20 protein-coding genes are annotated in these 16,723 nt (G+C 41.7%); 10 read left to right on the top strand and 10 right to left on the bottom strand.

The genetic code is table 11. The features are described 5' to 3' along the window. Positions 1–44: 44 nt before the first annotated feature. From C3Y93_RS08050 to C3Y93_RS08040, 3 genes are all read left to right on the top strand, one after another. Entirely contained in the window at positions 45–1,454 is a 1,410-nt protein-coding gene (locus tag C3Y93_RS08050; protein WP_004974544.1) for an FAD-binding oxidoreductase, read from the top strand. Positions 1,455–1,611: 157 nt separating this feature from the next. Next, positions 1,612–1,983, top strand: coding sequence for a hypothetical protein (locus C3Y93_RS08045; protein ID WP_104852616.1), 372 nt, complete (start codon positions 1,612–1,614; stop codon positions 1,981–1,983). A 461-nt stretch (positions 1,984–2,444) separates the two neighbouring features. Beyond that, the gene (locus C3Y93_RS08040) at positions 2,445–3,674 is read left to right on the top strand and encodes an MFS transporter (protein ID WP_104852615.1); all 1,230 of its coding nucleotides are present in this window, start codon (positions 2,445–2,447) and stop codon (positions 3,672–3,674) included. A gap of 123 nt (positions 3,675–3,797) precedes the next feature. Here C3Y93_RS08040 and C3Y93_RS08035 read toward each other — a convergent pair whose 3' ends face one another. From C3Y93_RS08035 to C3Y93_RS08020, 4 genes are all read right to left on the bottom strand, one after another. Further along, positions 3,798–4,094 (bottom strand): DUF3817 domain-containing protein, encoded by a 297-nt coding sequence (locus tag C3Y93_RS08035; protein ID WP_104853261.1) that lies wholly within the window; start codon positions 4,092–4,094, stop codon positions 3,798–3,800. A gap of 340 nt (positions 4,095–4,434) precedes the next feature. After that, complete coding sequence (sodC, locus tag C3Y93_RS08030; RefSeq protein WP_265735112.1) at positions 4,435–4,923, bottom strand: superoxide dismutase [Cu-Zn] SodC; 489 nt, start codon at positions 4,921–4,923, stop codon at positions 4,435–4,437. Positions 4,924–5,140: 217 nt separating this feature from the next. Next, complete coding sequence (locus tag C3Y93_RS08025; protein ID WP_104852613.1) at positions 5,141–6,277, bottom strand: AI-2E family transporter; 1,137 nt, start codon at positions 6,275–6,277, stop codon at positions 5,141–5,143. Positions 6,278–6,385: 108 nt separating this feature from the next. Beyond that, positions 6,386–7,030, bottom strand: a complete 645-nt coding sequence (locus C3Y93_RS08020) for a ParA family protein (protein WP_004974554.1) — start codon at positions 7,028–7,030, stop codon at positions 6,386–6,388. Positions 7,031–7,147: 117 nt separating this feature from the next. Between C3Y93_RS08020 and C3Y93_RS08015 the strand changes: the two genes are divergently transcribed. Next, positions 7,148–7,621 carry a Holliday junction resolvase-like protein gene (locus C3Y93_RS08015; protein WP_096901246.1) on the top strand — a complete coding sequence of 158 codons (474 nt, stop codon included), beginning with the start codon at positions 7,148–7,150 and terminating at the stop codon, positions 7,619–7,621. Positions 7,622–7,754: 133 nt separating this feature from the next. Here the strand turns inward: C3Y93_RS08015 and C3Y93_RS08010 are convergent, their stop codons facing one another. Beyond that, positions 7,755–8,381, bottom strand: a complete 627-nt coding sequence (locus C3Y93_RS08010; RefSeq protein WP_104852612.1) for a class I SAM-dependent methyltransferase — start codon at positions 8,379–8,381, stop codon at positions 7,755–7,757. Positions 8,382–8,556: 175 nt separating this feature from the next. Between C3Y93_RS08010 and C3Y93_RS08005 the strand changes: the two genes are divergently transcribed. Both C3Y93_RS08005 and C3Y93_RS08000 read left to right on the top strand, forming a co-directional pair. Further along, complete coding sequence (locus tag C3Y93_RS08005) at positions 8,557–9,123, top strand: hypothetical protein (protein WP_171287417.1); 567 nt, start codon at positions 8,557–8,559, stop codon at positions 9,121–9,123. 9 nt (positions 9,124–9,132) lie between these two features. Beyond that, positions 9,133–9,543, top strand: coding sequence for a protease inhibitor I42 family protein (locus tag C3Y93_RS08000; RefSeq protein ID WP_104852611.1), 411 nt, complete (start codon positions 9,133–9,135; stop codon positions 9,541–9,543). A 149-nt stretch (positions 9,544–9,692) separates the two neighbouring features. Here C3Y93_RS08000 and C3Y93_RS07995 read toward each other — a convergent pair whose 3' ends face one another. Beyond that, on the bottom strand, positions 9,693–10,025 hold the full coding sequence (locus C3Y93_RS07995) for a HopJ type III effector protein (RefSeq protein ID WP_104852610.1): 333 nt from the start codon (positions 10,023–10,025) through the stop codon (positions 9,693–9,695). Positions 10,026–10,259: 234 nt separating this feature from the next. On the opposite strand from C3Y93_RS07995, the gene crcB reads away from it, so the two are divergent. Continuing rightward, entirely contained in the window at positions 10,260–10,637 is a 378-nt protein-coding gene (gene crcB / locus C3Y93_RS07990; RefSeq protein ID WP_104852609.1) for a fluoride efflux transporter CrcB, read from the top strand. A gap of 175 nt (positions 10,638–10,812) precedes the next feature. Here crcB and C3Y93_RS07985 read toward each other — a convergent pair whose 3' ends face one another. Then, the gene (locus C3Y93_RS07985) at positions 10,813–11,061 is read right to left on the bottom strand and encodes a type B 50S ribosomal protein L31 (RefSeq protein WP_004974599.1); all 249 of its coding nucleotides are present in this window, start codon (positions 11,059–11,061) and stop codon (positions 10,813–10,815) included. Between the two features lie 277 nt (positions 11,062–11,338). Here C3Y93_RS07985 and C3Y93_RS07980 point away from each other — a divergent pair, with 277 nt between their 5' ends. Continuing rightward, complete coding sequence (locus C3Y93_RS07980; RefSeq protein WP_004974600.1) at positions 11,339–11,620, top strand: type II toxin-antitoxin system RelB/DinJ family antitoxin; 282 nt, start codon at positions 11,339–11,341, stop codon at positions 11,618–11,620. Continuing rightward, entirely contained in the window at positions 11,620–11,880 is a 261-nt protein-coding gene (locus tag C3Y93_RS07975) for a hypothetical protein (RefSeq protein ID WP_104852608.1), read from the top strand. Before C3Y93_RS07980 ends, C3Y93_RS07975 begins: the two co-directional genes overlap by 1 nt. Positions 11,881–12,098: 218 nt before the next feature. Here C3Y93_RS07975 and C3Y93_RS07970 read toward each other — a convergent pair whose 3' ends face one another. From C3Y93_RS07970 to C3Y93_RS07960, 3 genes are all read right to left on the bottom strand, one after another. Next, the gene (locus tag C3Y93_RS07970) at positions 12,099–13,397 is read right to left on the bottom strand and encodes an ABC1 kinase family protein (RefSeq protein WP_004974602.1); all 1,299 of its coding nucleotides are present in this window, start codon (positions 13,395–13,397) and stop codon (positions 12,099–12,101) included. A gap of 145 nt (positions 13,398–13,542) precedes the next feature. Beyond that, the gene (locus C3Y93_RS07965) at positions 13,543–14,907 is read right to left on the bottom strand and encodes an MATE family efflux transporter (protein WP_004974603.1); all 1,365 of its coding nucleotides are present in this window, start codon (positions 14,905–14,907) and stop codon (positions 13,543–13,545) included. A 38-nt stretch (positions 14,908–14,945) separates the two neighbouring features. Beyond that, entirely contained in the window at positions 14,946–15,407 is a 462-nt protein-coding gene (locus tag C3Y93_RS07960) for a DMT family transporter (RefSeq protein WP_104852607.1), read from the bottom strand. 169 nt (positions 15,408–15,576) lie between these two features. On the opposite strand from C3Y93_RS07960, the gene hemW reads away from it, so the two are divergent. Beyond that, positions 15,577–16,683 carry a radical SAM family heme chaperone HemW gene (gene hemW / locus C3Y93_RS07955; RefSeq protein ID WP_265735111.1) on the top strand — a complete coding sequence of 369 codons (1,107 nt, stop codon included), beginning with the start codon at positions 15,577–15,579 and terminating at the stop codon, positions 16,681–16,683. Positions 16,684–16,723 lie beyond the last annotated feature (40 nt).

Genomic DNA, 16,723 nt, shown 5'->3' with positions numbered 1-16,723 from the left:
CAGTCGCTTTTCTTCCTGTTTAATTCTTGCTAGGTCTGCAAACGATGAATGCTCCAGTCGCTTTAACCCCTGAGTTATTGACCCAATTAACGGCAATAGTCGGTGAAAACCGTATTAAAACGGATGCCGATAGCCTCCAAAACTGGGGTCGTGACCATACAAAGCATTTTGATCCGAACCCATCGGTCATCGTTTTCCCATCAAGCACAGAGCAAGTACAAGCCATTGTAAAACTGGCGAATCAGTTTAATGTGGCCATTACGCCATCGGGCGGACGTACAGGTTTATCTGCGGGTGCGGTGGCAGCCAATGGTGAAATTGTAGTCAGCATGGACAAGATGAACCAAATCTTGGAATTTTTCCCTGCAGACCGTATGGTACGTGTGCAAGCGGGTGTGGTGACTGAGCAACTACAAAACTATGCCGAAGAACAAGGCATGTATTATCCAGTCGATTTTGCATCTTCAGGTTCTTCACAAATTGGCGGTAATATTGGTACCAATGCGGGCGGTATTAAAGTCATTAAATACGGCATGACCCGTAACTGGGTGTTGGGTCTGACTGTGGTAACAGGCAAAGGAGATATCCTGCGTCTGAACAAAGGCATGATCAAAAACGCAACAGGTTATGCGCTGCAACATTTATTTATTGGCGGTGAAGGCACACTTGGCTTAGTGACCGAAGCTGAAATTAAGCTAGAACGCCAACCGCAAGATTTGCAAGTGATGGTGTTGGGCGTACCTGATTTTAATTCGGTGATGCCTGTATTACATGCTTTCCAAGCTAAAATTGATCTGACTGCATTTGAATTCTTTGGTGAATTGGCGATGCAAAAGGTCTTGGATCATGGTCATGTGCAACGTCCATTTGAAACCCAATGTCCATTCTACGTGTTACTTGAATTTGAAGCGCCATTTGAGCCAATTATGGACAAGGCGATGGAAATTTTTGAACACTGTATGGAACAAGGCTGGGTGATGGATGGCGTATTGAGCCAAAGCCTAGACCAAGTTGAAAGTTTATGGCGTTTGCGTGAAGACATTTCTGAGTCGATTGCACCGTTTATTCCATATAAAAACGATATTTCAGTATTGATTACTCATGTTCCTGCATTTATTCAGGAAATTGATGCAATTGTGGCAGAAAACTATCCTGACTTTGAAATTTGCTGGTTCGGCCATATTGGTGATGGTAACTTGCACCTGAACATTCTTAAACCTGCCGATTTAAGCAAAGACGAATTCTTTGCCAAATGTCAGGTGGTAAATAAGTATGTATTTGATACTGTGAAGAAATATGATGGTTCTATTTCTGCAGAACACGGTGTAGGCATGACCAAAAAACCATATTTGGAATATTCACGTTCAGCTGAAGAAATTGAATATATGAAAGCGTTGAAAAAGGTTTTTGACCCTCAAGGCATTATGAACCCAGGCAAATTATTTGATTTGTAATTCCTTTCGCCTTTCATTTATTTAAGTGAATTGAAAAACGCATCCTCGTGATGCGTTTTTTTATGCCGCTGTTTTAATTTTACATTTCTGTTCTAGCGTTTCTGCTCGAACAAGGCATCATAGAAGCATAAATAATAATCAACATTTTGGAGGAGTTATGTTGCGTTTAATCACGGTTTCCGCATTGGGTGTTGCGTTGTTGTCAGGTTGTGCGACCACGCAAAACATTATTTCACAAGTAACGCCTGCAGAAACACCATTGGCGCAGGTACTCAAACAACGTCCAGATTTGCGTAAAGAACTGGCTACCGTAGAGATTCGTCAATACTTTAACCGTGTCGAAGCACCAACTGCGGCAGAAGTGAAAATTACTGAAACAGGCTTAATGGATGATTCAGTCCGTTCTATTCGCAGCATCTACCACTTCAAAAATGTGAATGGACAATGGCAGCAGGGCGATGTGCAAACCGCTTATTTATGTGCACGTGGTAAAAATACCAAGACGTTCCAAAGCAAAAAATGTCCTTAAATTGCTGTAGGGCTTAGGTGAGTCCGCATCTGAACCCAGACAATTGGACTGTAATGGAATTTGAACGTTGTTCTAAAAATACAACAAAGCGTTTGTGGATAATACGCATGTTATCCACAGTTTTTATTTAGGATGACTCAATTCTATTCGAAAACGTGCGAGCGCAGCATGTGCATCAAAACTCTAGCATCTTTACACCGCAATGATCGCCCTTTTGCCGTGGGTGATTTTATCCTGTGCTTTCGAGATTTTCATATTATGAATTGGCCACCGTATCGCCTTAACCCGCTGAAGGAGGTGATGCCTAACTTGGTCTGATGTCACATCAAGTGCCGCAATTTATTTAACGGGCTTAAAAAAAGCGCCACAAATTTGCCATTCAACTCTGTTAAACTGCAGTTCAAATTTCTATTTTATGGGCTAAACGTGGCTGACTTGCATCGTTTAGTCCTTTACAACTCATGCCACAGCAGCAAAAAAATACCATTCAACGTGCCACACTCATGTTTCCCTTGGCTTTGGTCTTGTTTGAGTTCGCGGTTTATATTGGCAATGACTTGGTTCAACCTGCAATGTTGGCCATCACACAAGATTTTGGTGTCAGTAGTGCATGGGCAGCTTCGTCCATGTCATTTTATTTGCTTGGCGGTGCTTGTGTGGCGTGGTTATTGGGGCCACTCTCTGACCGTTTGGGACGCAAAAAAGTATTATTGGGCGGCGTGGCATTTTTTACCCTAACCTGTTTATTGATCTTATTGACTCAGAATATTGAAAGCTTCCTTGTTCTTCGTTTTTTTCAAGGTTTTGGTTTGTCAGTCATTAGTGCAGTCGGTTATGCGGCTATTCAGGAAAACTTTGCAGAACGTGATGCAATTAAAGTCATGGCGCTCATGGCGAACGTGTCTTTACTTGCTCCCTTGCTCGGCCCAGTCTTAGGTGCATTTATGATTGAGCATATTTGTTGGCATTGGGGTTTTATCGGCATAGCACTGTTGGCATTTTTGAGTTGGTTTGGACTGAAAGCCAAAATGCCTGAAAATCAGCAAAGTATTCCTAAACGTCCATTTCGAGATGTATGGGATGATTTTAAACAAGTTTTTCAAAATACCAGATTCTTAGGTTTGACATTGGCGCTGCCCTTATTGAGCATGCCTTTAATGTTGTGGATTGCGTTATCTCCTGTGATGTTGGTAGAAGAGTTAGGCTTTAGTAGTCTGCAATACGGTTTGGCGCAGTTTCCTGTTTTGGGTGGTTTGATTTTAGGCAATCTGGTACTGATGAAAGTCATAGACCGTTTACCTTTAGGAAAAACAGTCTTGATTGGTTTACCTTTAATGTTGTTGGGTAGTGTGCTGATCGTATTGGGGGCAATTTGGCAAAGCTATTTTGTTTGGTGTTTAGTGATTGGTATGAGCTTGATCAGTTTTGGTGAGGGAATGAGCTTCTCAGTCTTATACCGTTTCGCCTTAATGTCATCGGAAGTGTCTAAAGGTACTGTTGCTGCTAGTGTTTCAATGATATTGATGCTGTGCTTTTTTATTGTGATTGAACTGGTGCGTGTTTTATATATGCGGTTTGATATTTGGGCGTATAGTTTGGCTTGTTTGGTGCTGATAACGCTCTGGTTTAGTTTGCCACGCATGATGCTTAAACAGGTGATGCAGGAGCGAGTTGCTGCAGGGCAGTTTTAAGGGGTTAAATTTTTCAGCTGCATCATAAAACAAGGTGATGTGGCATCACCTTGCAAACATTTGATTTATAAATTAAAGTTGAGAAAATGTGTAATATGATGAAAGCTGAAAAGGACTTGCAGATTAAGCTTGTACTGGTTGTTCCATCTTTTTCAATTTAGCATCAAAAACAAATGGGCCAAAAGGTAAAATTGAAGCAATTAAGCCCAAAATAAACATTTTAAGAGACCATTTTTGTTTTTCACAAACCAGAAAAAGCACCACTAAAAATGCGATAAACAATACGCCGTGTCCCATACCTACATATTTCACTAAAATTGGGTTATCGAACATATATTTCATGGGCATAGCAATAAATAACAACAATAAGAATGAAATACCTTCTAGGAACCCAACCCAACGTAATGTTTTAATGTTCATGCCCAAATCTTTTTCATGTCGATAAAACAGCAGTGTAGCGCAAATAGTGACAATCGCAAAGACGAGCTGTTGGGAGCTCTGCACATTGATGAGCTAGATACGATGGCTGCAAAATTGAGCTAATTTTTTGCAAATTAGTAGCAAGTTATTCAAAAACGAGTAAGTGTGGTTATGAAAGACGACCGATATAAAGCAAGAAGACCTGCATTGAGCGTCGTTTGAGAATAATCCTCAAAAAGATAAATTTTACTTTTTGCGGATAAGTCGAAAGGCATGTGTATAACCCTTAACTTATCCACAATTGGTAATAAATGTTTTATTGAAAATGCATCATGCTCGCTTAAATAATCCCACAGGCAATTCGCTCACCGCCGCCGCCCAATGGTTTTGGATGGTCGGCATAGTTATCACCGCCTGCATGAATCATCAAGGCCAATCCTTCAACTTGTGCCAATGTTAAACGGGGTGCAATCACGGTCACTTTGGCTGTTCCGTCGTTTGCAACACTTAAAGCCGGTAAGTCCCCTAAATGTCCTGTCAGCGGTGTACCATGATTCGGGATATTTTTGGGATTAAAATGTCCGCCCGCTGCCAAAGCAGCAACCATTTTTCCATCTTTTTCTGCTGCTGCACATGAACCTTTTTCATGGATATGAAAACCTCGTTCCCCTGCAGGGAGTTGTTGGAGTTGGGTGTGAATGATTAAGCCTGCTGCACTGTCACGCAGTTCGACCGTACCTAATTCTTTGCTAATACCTTGTGCTGAAACAGCATGCATTTTCACTAATTTTGATTTTTCTTGTGTGGTTGCGGTGGTGCTGCAACCCATGAGTACTAGACCACTAAAAGCAGCAAGACTGGCAAATTGGAGTATTGAGCGCATAAAAGACATCCTGTTTGTTGTGCATAATATTGAGGGATGTCTTGATTGAAACAAAGTTAGCCACGTTACAATACAACATTTGCGTAGTGGAATGTATGTACTGTGTTGAGCTGATTTGTTCAGATCAACACAGCCATGTGAGCAATATGATCAGAAAGAAAGCTTAATCAAGCTTTGAATTGGATGATGAATCGTCTTCAGGGAGATCATGCGCAAGGGTAGCTTTGGGCATCATTAATCCTTCATTGTTGTTTTCATGCAACCACTCACGCCAAATAGCGAGTAAGACTGCCAAAATCACAGGGCCAATAAATAGACCAATCAGACCAAAACTGGCAATTCCACCTAAAACTCCAAACATGATCAACAGGAATGGAATTTGAGTGGCACCCGAAATCACCAAAGGACGAATCACGTTATCAGCAGTGCTGACCACACACACGCCCCACGCCATCACACCAATGGCTTCCATGGTATGCCCTTGGCTAAATAACCACAGCGACACCGAACCATAAGCCAGCGGTGGGCCAAAGGGAATCAGCGCAAATAAGAAGGTCACAATTGTCAGTACCATTGGGTTAGGTACATCGGCCACAAAATAACTTACACCTGCCAATAAGGCCTGTGCAATTGCCGTAAGACCAACCCCATACACCACGGCACGTGTGGTTTCAGAAATGGTATCTAAATAGTGGTGAATACGTGGCCCAATCACCATTTCTAAAGCCTTGCTGACTTGATGCAAGATGGTGTGACCATCACGATAGAAAAAGAAGAGCGATAACAGGGCAAAACCCAGTTTAATCAGATTTTTACTGACCTCATTAATGACCACTTTTCCGTAGTTTAAATGTCCCTGAATCCATAAAGAAATCGACTGCACAATACTGTTGGGATCGTGGTTAATTTCTTTGAGAGTGCGGGTGACTTCTTTACCAATAATAGGTAAATTGCGAATGAAATCAGGGACATTTAAGTGTCCGGAAAAGACCTGTTTTTGTAATTCGTAATATAAGTTGCGACCTTCATGTTGCAGGATAAAAATGGCAAAAGTGAGTGGAATGCCGACCACCAACGTGACCATCAGCATCATTAAGGCTGCGCTAAGCGTAGGACGATGACCGCATAAACGTAGCACCGACTGATATAGTGGCCAGCTCATATAGGCAATGATTGCTGCCCAAACAACAGGAACAATAAAATATTTGAGTATGTGAAAACCCAAAAAGATCAGGACAAAAAACAGTCCAAACAATAAAATTTTTTGTAATGTTGGCGCGTACTGTTGCACTGAATTCACTGAAACATTCCTAAGGTCATGTGCCATATTAACTGAAAAAAAAGCTCCCGAAAACGAGAGCTTGGTAAGTTCTGGTGAATAAGTTCTAAACTGTGGCGATTCTAGGCTTTAAAACCATTGAGCAGGGTCATCTACAATGGCATTCAGTACAGGCTGCCATTGATCTTGCATTTGCAGATAAGTTTTTTGGGTTTTATCAAAAATACTTAAACCTTGCATTGCCAATTGTCCGTAAGCGGCACGTTCTGAAATCCATGCCACAGGCTGTTGCTCGATTTTCTGGAAAAAATCCTGAATATCTTTAGAGCTGGCAGAGTTGGGTTTGACCCGATTGGCCAACAGCAAAATTTGGACTTTGCCTTTACGAATCCGCTTAATGTCTTGTAAGTGTTTTAAGAAGCGACGGGTGGAGTCAATGTCAAAAAATGAAGGCTGTAGAGGTGTGATAATGGCATGTGCTTCGCTAATCAGCTGCTCGGCATGCTCACCCGATAACGCACCAGGTGCATCAATAATTAAATATTCAATGTTTTTGGGTGCATCGCCAATCGACTTTTCATGACGCCAATCTAAACTTTGAATTGGAGCGGCTGTTTCTGGTCGTTGTTTTAACCATTGCAGCGCAGATTTTTGGTTGTCGGCATCAGCTAAGGCAACTTTATAGCCTTTTTGTGCAAGTGCAGATGCTAAACTAATAGCCGTAATGGTTTTACCACAGCCACCTTTTTGGTTGGCAATTAATATAGTTTTCATGACCCTCGAATCGATTTTACGCTGCTCACTCCTAGCATAGCATTGTTTTATGCTCGGAATATGACAGTTGACAAAAGTCGTAAAGAGAACTGAAAAAATTCAGGATTAGAAGGTTAAATGTCAATTTGGATGGCCATGCTGATTGGGGCATGTATAGGCGTAGTGTTGACCACGCTGATTTTGAGTAATAGCCGTAACGGGCGGATTAAAGCTGAGTATGAGCAATATATTGCAGAAATTGAACTGGCTCATCAGCAGGCGTTATTGCAGGCGCAAAAGCGCAGTGTAAATACCAGCCGTGCGGTGTTAAAAGGCAAAATGGCAGAGCAGCTGGCACCGATTATGCCTGAATTTCAGTATTTACCCAGTGACGCCAAATTTTTAGGTGATCCTGTCGATTATGTGGTGTTTGATGGTTATACCGATTATCGGGATGGCAACGGACGTGCCGAAGATATTGCCATTGTCTTAATTGATATTAAAAGTGGTGGTGCGCGTCTGACCAAAGGCCAGCAAGCCATCGCTCAGGCAATTCAGCAGGGTAAAATTCGTTTTGAAACCATCCGCATTGATTTTCAAGATGATGATTAAACATCATTCACGCTGCAACAACGTGACATGACGTCATCTTTGTGGGGTGCATGGTAATGTAAGAGGCATAATTGGCTTTAGCTATTGAAGCAAAGTCTTCGCATTTAGATTTTAAAGTGATGACTTCAATTTATCATTTAGGTTTATGCACCCGTGCCAATAACATACGCTGTGCAAGACTTGGAATGCCTGCAACATCGATATAGCGGACTTCGCCTAATTCAAAACCCGTTTCGAGTAGGGCGACTTCAATATCACGATTTAGATGGCAGCCATCTGCAACTTTCTTTTGAATAGGGGTGAGCAGGTGCTGTAAACGCTGAATACTTAGGCTTTGTCGGTTCAGCACATGCTCCACCACATGCAAAGTACCACCAGGTTGTAGTACTCGATAAATTTCCCGCAAACTTTGTGCCAAATCTGCGATGCTGCACAGCGTCCAAGTAGACACCACATGCTGTAGTTGTTCATCGGCAAAAGGGAGTTGTTCTGCACTTGCAGCAATGTGCTCAACTAAAAAGGGGACTGCGTCAATTCGTTCCTGTGCCAGTTGAAAGACGGCTGCATTGGGCTCTAAGGCATAAACCGTATCGACATTTTGATAAAAAGCTAAATTGATCCCTGTACCAAAGCCTATTTCCAACACTTCACCTGACACGCCCAATAAAAGTTCACGGCGCAAATCCATGAGCGATGGGGTTTGCATGACTTGATTGAGCAGGTGCGGAAAAATATGTTTTTGATAAAGTCGGTACAGCATATTTTAATCTAATCATTCCTTTTTATTGCCTTTGAGCTTAGCTGAAAAGTCTGTACTTTTGCTATGTCAGTACATGCCAAAGACTGCATTTTGTTACTAATTTCAACTATTGTATTCATGATCTGGCGCTAAGATAAAAAGCTGAATACATGAATTTGATGGGCTGCTGACCATGATGAAAAAGCATATTTCACTCAAACTGACCGCATTATTGCTGACTTTGGCTTTGCCATGTTCTGGCTATGCTTCGGTTGAGCGTAATATTGCCAAAGGCTTACCACCTGTGGTGAAAGGTCAGTCGATTGAAGTCTTACAACCTTTTAAAGGTGATTTTCGGATTTTGGGTTCTAAAACCTATCAACATGATGCCCAAGCCAAATTTTCCCCCATTGATTATGCGGTAAGTTGGGGCTTATTTGCTGAGCCTGAAATTGCCCGTCATATCACGGTCAATCAATATGACCGCTATTTAAACTGGAAAATAGATCGTTTGCCCGTACCTGCGGAACAAGCCATGCAAATGGTCTCCAATATGCACATCATTCCTGCCAACCCACAAATTGCCAAAGAAATTAAGAAGGTCAAACGTGGCGATTTGGTACGTTTAAAAGGGGAGTTGGTGGAAGTCAAAGATCAGGATTTGGTCTGGACATCATCGCTTACTCCTACCGATACGGGGGATGGTGCTTGTGAGGTATTTCGCGTCAGTTCAATTCAGTGGATTGAAAAGGTTAAAAGTTAGGACAGGGTGATGAATTGCTATTTGCGCATGTGTTTGAGTGGATGTGTTGTGGTATTGGGCTTAAGTGCATGCACAGGTATGAATTCAAGCATTGATGGACAAACTTTTAAATTTACGGCACAGCAGCAATGTCCCGCATTGTTAGAGATGGATGTCGGACAAACTTTAGAATTACAATTGAATGAAAACCTAAGTACAGGCTATCAATGGAGTTTGGTAGAGCTGCTGAAGCTATTTGATGTAGAAAGTATTTATCATACTGCTGAAGCTTCATCTTCTGCTCAAGTAGGACAAGGTGGACAAAAAATATTCTACTTTCAGGCAGTCAAGGCTGGTCAGGAATTGCTCCACGTGAAACATGCCCGTGCATGGGAAAAAACCGCAATACAAGAATGGCAATGTCTGGTGCGTATTTCTTGATATGTTTGATTATGCTAAACAGCTTGAATTGTTGTGAGATTTAGCAGCAAAAAATCTATAATTTTCTTAAAATAAAAAGCCGTGTGAGGCTGTTTATAATCAGTATCGCACGGCTTTCCTATCTAAATTTAAAACTAAAATACTCAAAATTATTTGGCGCTGAGTGCTTGTCCTTCAAATTTGATGCCATCCCAGCCATGTTGCATAAACTGGCGAATATTTTGGTGGTCACTGCCTGTCGGGTTTGCACGTACCGAGGCATAGTGTTCTGCAAACAAACTGAGGGTTTGTGCTTGATCTAAACTTTTTAACTGAGCAAAAGAAAACACTTTGGCGCTGCCCTGATTTTCAGTGGCAGCATTGTTTTGTTGTCCATTTTTAAATGCGGTTGGGGTGTGGTTATAGTGTGCTTCTATGAATGCAATCACATCGGCAAATGTTGCGTTACCTGCCTCAAGTTGAGCCAATAATTCTTTTGCCATGACATCCTCCACATGTGCCTAAATTGAAATAATATGCAGACTAGCGCAATTTAGTTTTGAGTGGAAAACTTTTTCGTGTATTTAACTTATGTTATTTAGGAAGATGTAAAATCTGAGCAAAGATATGGATGCTTCGGGCAAGAATATCTTGAAATACAGAGTGAGATCACGTGTGACTAAAAATTATGGCTGTGAGAAATACACGACATAGCCGCAAAAAGGACAGTAGAACAGATGAATTGGCTATTGGTGGCAATTGGCGGTGCATTGGGGGCAAGTTTACGTTATGCCGCAAGCTTGTATTTATTTAAATCGGCACAGCATTTTCCATGGGCAACGTGGTCGGTCAATCTGTTTGGCTGCTTTTTGGCGGGTGTATTTTTTGCATTGAGTCAGAAATATCCTGTGTTGCAGCAGGAAGCCCGCTTATTGCTGATGGTTGGAATTTTAGGTGGTTTTACCACATTTTCTAGTTTTGGGTTGGAAACTTGGCAATTGTTGCGACAGGGACAGCACGGTTTGGCTTTTGGCTATGCCATGTCGAGCGTGGTTTTGGGCGTAATTTTTCTGGCTGTAGGTTTTTATAGTATTCAACAAGTGTTAAAACATTAACTGCCTATATTTGCTTTTCAGATAAAAAGAAGCCCAAGCTGGAGGAGAGTGCCTGGGCTTTGAAGATAGAGAACTGCTCAGCTTGGCGCTAAGCAATTGGGCTATGATTAAACTATAAAATAGAAAACTTAACTGAATATGAAGTGATTGTGAGATTTTGCAATAAAACTCAAGCTTAGCGTTTGAAACGTGCAAAGCGTTTGTTGAAGCTTGCCACACGTCCTTCATTGCTGGTTTGACGTTGTTCGCCTGTGTAGAACGGATGCGATGCGCTTGAAATATCCAAAGTCACATAAGGATATACTTTGCCTTCATATTCTTTACTTTGGCTGCTTTGTAAGGTGCTGCCAATCACAAAATAGGCATTGGCGTTGGTGTCGTGAAATAAAACTTCACGATATTCTGGGTGGATATTCGGACGCATGAGATTTCTCCAAACTAAGTGTATATTTAAGTAAATGTTATAACATAACATTTGATTTGGCAAATAAAACCCACATGCATTCTTTCTAGTGAGTTTTACATAAAAATTATCCAATCTTTTTCTAAACCCGTTGTATAAGGGCTTTCATTGAGGGAATAGTGTCTGCACAGATTAAATAATTTTATCTATTTGAAGTGAAAAGGCATCGTAAGAACAAGTTTGACCCGTGCCATTTTAAGGCATAAAATGGCATTTAGTGGTGTAAATGGAGCATATGATGACAACATTGGTAAAAAAACGGGTTCAATACACGGTTGATCAGGCAATTATGGAATCAGCAGAATACATTATGACAAAAGTTGGTCTGACGCCTGCTACTGTAATGAGCATGGTTTATGCTGAAATTGCACGAACTGGCAAAATACCTGTCACGACTCAGGTGAGTGACGAGGATTTGAATACAGCAAGATTAATCGCGATGAGCCATAATGTTCCTAGTGTAAAAGTGTCTAGCGCTGCTGATGCTGCTGCTTTTTTAGAAGATGATGGCGGCTACTAATGACCCAACAACTCTATTGGGCTTATGTTGGCTTTACAGATATTGCCGAGGGTAAGACCAGACCTGTGTTGTATATTCGCCAAACGGACACCGACTATGTTGTATTCCGTTTAAGTAGTCAGTACGAAAATAAGTCTGCTTTTATTAAAAGCAAATATGTGGAAATTAAAAACTGGCAGCAGGCTGGTTTAAAAAAGCCATCGTGGATTGATACAGTACAAACATATCAGCTGCCTATCCAAAAAACACAACTCACTTAAATTGGACAACTGTCTGCCGATGATCTGGCACGCTTAATCAAACACCTTGAAATTCAATAAATTGAATTTCATCGTTTCAACTTGAATGAATCAGTTTGGATAACAAAAAATCCTCCTACATTTGGGAGGATTTTTTGTCTGGATTATAATTTTAGTTACGGAGCATAAAACAGATTGGGCTTTATTTTCAGCATCCTTTGCTGAGTCCAAAGTTGAGTCTAAGCTCGCGGTGGAACCAACTCCTCAAAAATATCATTTAAATTATCATGTACTTTTAAATGAATTAAATTCCAATAATGCCCTGAAACAGTTCGATTCACCATTAAGGTATCGGGAGAAGGCTTAAACACATCCCAATATTTCAATGAACTTTTGACCAACTCAACGCCATCATGATGGGCAGAATTTTCAGCAAAATCATAATGTGTGGTTAGCGGACGCATCAGCACTTCTAACCATTGCAAATATAAATCTTCAGGGAATTTACCCAATGCAGAAATTGCCTGCAGTGCATCTAGATGCTGTTCAATTTCGGCAATATCTTGCGCACGCGCAGCATGAATCAGTTGTCGAAAATGATGCACTACATCATTCGATAGAGTTTTGACGCCGCCGTAATCATAAATCACCACAGAACCATCTTGGCGGAACGCAAAGTTGCCCGGATGCGGGTCGCAATGAAAGCGTTTTAAATAAAAGATTTCTTGACCCATGGCACGCAATAAACGTCGTCCCAAAGTGTTGCGGGTACGCTGTGACCATGTGCTTGCCGTTTCTATATTTTCACCTTGTTCCAAACTTAAGGTGAGAATATGCCGCGAAGAATAGTCTTTAAACACTTGTGGGATAATAATTTTATCATCCAAAGCCGCGTGAAAGGTACGCGCTACTTCTAGGTTTTGTGCCTCAATCTGGTAGTTCAGCTCATTGTCTAAACTTTCCTGAATTTCCTGAAATAGACGGTCTTGTAATTTACGGTCTATTTTAAGTACACCCATTAAACGCAGTGCCAAACGGACTTGTTTCAGGTCACTTTCGCAGGCTTCATCGACCCCAGGATATTGCACTTTGACCACCACTTGCTCGCCATTGGGTAAAATGGCTTTATGCACTTGCCCAATAGATGCGGCTGCAAACGGAGTTTCATCAAAGTGTTTAAAAATTTTGTCGAGCGGTTTACCGAGTTCTTTTTCAACTTGTGCCTTAATTTCAGCAAAAGGCATGGCAGGTGCTTGGCGCTGTAATTTACTGATGGCTTTGGCAACTTCAGGCGGAAAAATATCTTTATATTGCGAGGCAATTTGCCCGACTTTCATCACCGCACCTTTCATTTCGCCTAAGGTATCAGCAATTTGGATACCAATATCCTGAAACAATTGGCTGCGTGCCGCATTTTTTTGTTCTTCATCTGCGGTGAGGTTTTTAATCGAGTTCGATACCGTTTTGGTTGCAATACTTGCTGTCATGCTCGCAAGTTTCATAAAGCGACGACCAGGTGTACGCGCCGTTTTTGCCATGCGATGTTCCTCAAGATCATCTTTACTATCTTTTGATCATAAGTGTTCGTGAGCAAAATGCCTACTTTTAATTGTTAAAGTATTTTTTGATCACAAGACCCACGTGCCAAAACGTATTTTGGCATGTAGGTGAGTAGGCTGAGGTTTATGCTGTAAATTGGCGTTCCAGTCGTTGATTGTTGAAATATAAACGGGTCAGAAGTAACACACAGGCAATGCTTAAACCGACAATCAGCCCGACCCAAACCCCTGCAGCGCCCATACTGCTGTAACGAGTTAAATACACGCCAATGGGGAAAGCCACAACCCAATAAGCAAGCATGGTAATCCACATTGGGCCCTGAGTGTCTTGCATGCCACGCAAACAACCTGCTGCGCTAATTTGCCATGCATCCATGAGTTGATAGGCAATCGCAAATAATAATAGAGACATCGTCACTTGCGCCACTTGCGGGTCGCGGGTGTAAATTGAAATGATTTCAGGACGGAAAAACCACATCAGCGTCATTGTAGAAAAGGCAAATACAGTTGCAGTTGCAAAGCCTAAGCCTTGTACTTTACGCATGGCGTGAATATTTTGTTCGCCATAATATGTGCCAATACGAATGGTCAGGGCAATTGCCAAAGACATGGGAATCATAAATAACTGAGATGTGACTGACATGGCAATTTGATGGGCTGCCAGTTTGGTTTCTCCCAAAGGACTGATTACAATGGCGGCAGTACTAAAAATACTCACTTCAAAGAAAATGGCTAAACCAATTGGTAGTCCTAATAGCAAAATGCGTTTAATCCAGACCGCATCAATCGCTTCCCATTGGCTAAATACCTGTGTGCTTTGATAGGCGCGACTTTTAAAAATATAAAATGCCAAAGTTATAAACATTAACCATTGCAAAATAGCAGTGGCAAAACCACAACCCGCACTGCCCAGTTCAGGCAGAGGCCCCCAACCATACATAAACATAAAGTTCAGTGGAACCAATAAAGCCAATGCCAACAGACTAATTACGGTCACAGGGCGTGGATAGCCCAGTGCTTCTGAATAACCGCGCAAAGCGGCATACATGGTCACGGCAGGCATCCCAAAACCGATGGCATGTAAAAATAAGCCTGCTTTGGGCTGTAAATTTTCAGGCACACCAAATAACGGTAATAGTGCAGGCATGAGCTGTAAAATCAGTCCTGCAATCACGCCTAAAATAAATGCAATCCATAAAGATTGACGGGCGATGGTGGCAATTTTTTCTGGGGTACGTGCGCCTTTGGCTTCGGCGACTAAGGGTGTGGTGGCAATCATAATGCCACTGAACAGCAGCATAATGGGCATCCATAAACCAACCCCAACGGCAATAGCAGCTAAGTCGGTGGCAGACATGTGACCTGCCATAATGGTATCAATCAGACCTAAACCTGCTTGCGCAAATTGTGTGACCAAAATTGGAATCATCAGTTGAAAAAGCTGTTTTAATTCAAAACGGGTCGTGGTCACAGAATGTATATTTGACACAAAAAATCTCAATGCCTGAGGTGCTTAGCGTTTGGGTATTAGCGTTGTAAAGTGAGAAGCACACCAATAAAAATCACCACGCTACCTAAAAGACGTTGCCAGTTGATAGCAACTTTTTCAGTGCCCAGGAACCCAAAATGATCAATCAGCATTGAGGTGACCATTTGTCCAAAAATAATCACCCCAGACAAAGTAAGCAAACTTAGTTTGGGAGCACTATAAATACTCATGCTGATAGCATAAACTCCTAAACATCCGCCAATCCATAAATACCAAGGAATGTTGAGCAAGGTGCTGAGGTTGGGTTTCTCGACTTGTTGAAAAAATACCAGTATGGCTAAAACTATTGTACCAACGAAAAAAGAGAAAAGGGCAGCTTGTAGCGGAGAATATAAATATTCACGCAATTGGCTGTTGATTGCAGTTTGAAATGCCATTGCAATCCCGATGCCCATCGCCAGTGGCAAAATTAAGAGTAATTGGCTGGATATTTTCATCATTTGCACATTTTTCTTATTTCATAGACTCTAGTCTAAAGCAAATTCTAGGGAATACATCAGTGTCCTGCTGTAGTCATGTTAAAATCTGTATCACTGTTTTGATTTTGCATTGAGTCTGTCTTTGAATCCACTTCAACCCATTGATATTCCTTTATCTTTATATATTCACATGCCGTGGTGCGTGCGTAAGTGTCCGTATTGTGATTTTAATTCACATGCTGTGCCTGACGGTAAGTTGAGTTTAGATTTAGAACAGGAATATCTACAGGCTTTGCTGGAAGATTTTAAAACTCAGACTCAGTTTGCGCAGGGTCGAAAAATCCACAGTGTCTTTATTGGCGGTGGTACACCTTCGCTGATTTCAGCACAGGGTTATCAATGGTTATTTACACAGCTGAAAGCCGTGCTTGCTTTTGAGGATGACTGCGAAATTACGCTGGAAGCCAATCCAGGTACAGTGGAGCATGATCCCTTTGCAGATTATTTGGCTGCAGGCATTAACCGTTTGTCGATTGGCGTGCAGAGTTTTAATACTGAGCATTTAAAAAAATTAGGGCGTATTCACTCCAATGATGATGCGATTGCCGCAATTGGCTTGGCGCGTGAAGCGGGCTTTCAGCGAATTAATGTCGATTTAATGCATGGCTTGCCTGAACAGACTTTGCAGCAAGCACTGCAGGATTTAAAACTGGCAGTGGAACATGGTGCAACGCATATTTCATGGTATCAATTGACTATTGAGCCTAATACTGTTTTTTTCCGCACTCAGCCAATTTTACCTGTAGATGATGTCTTGGAAGAAATTCAAGCGCAGGGTGAAGCCTATTTAACTGCGCAAGGTTTTGTGAATTATGAAGTGTCTGCATGGCGTAAAGAGTTGCCGTCTGCACATAATTTAAATTATTGGCAGTTTGGCGATTATTTGGCGATAGGTGCGGGGGCGCATGGCAAAGTGACTTTGCATGATGGTGTGTATCGCTTCCAAAAAACCCGTTTGCCGAAAGATTACTTAGCCAAAGTACCTGCGGAAAACTTGCAGTTTAAAGCAATTGCAGCCGATGAGTTGCCATTTGAATTTATGATGAATGCACTGCGCCTGAATGATGGGGGTGAGGCAAACTTGTATACTGCCCGCACAGGTTTAAACTTGGATGATTTGCAGGATATTTTAAATACATTGCGTCAGCGGCAATTGTTGCAGGATGATCCGAAGCGATTGGCATGTACTGCGCAAGGGCATGTGTTTTTAAATTCGGTGTTGGAAGCGTTTCTTTGATGCGTGGCCGAAAAAGATTCAGATCTGAGATATTGTGATG

The organism is Acinetobacter sp. SWBY1, from assembly GCF_002946595.1.
In the GTDB taxonomy this organism is placed as follows: domain Bacteria; phylum Pseudomonadota; class Gammaproteobacteria; order Pseudomonadales; family Moraxellaceae; genus Acinetobacter; species Acinetobacter towneri.
The sequence above is the reverse complement of the archived record's forward strand: the minus strand, read 5'-3'. Positions and strand labels throughout refer to the sequence as shown.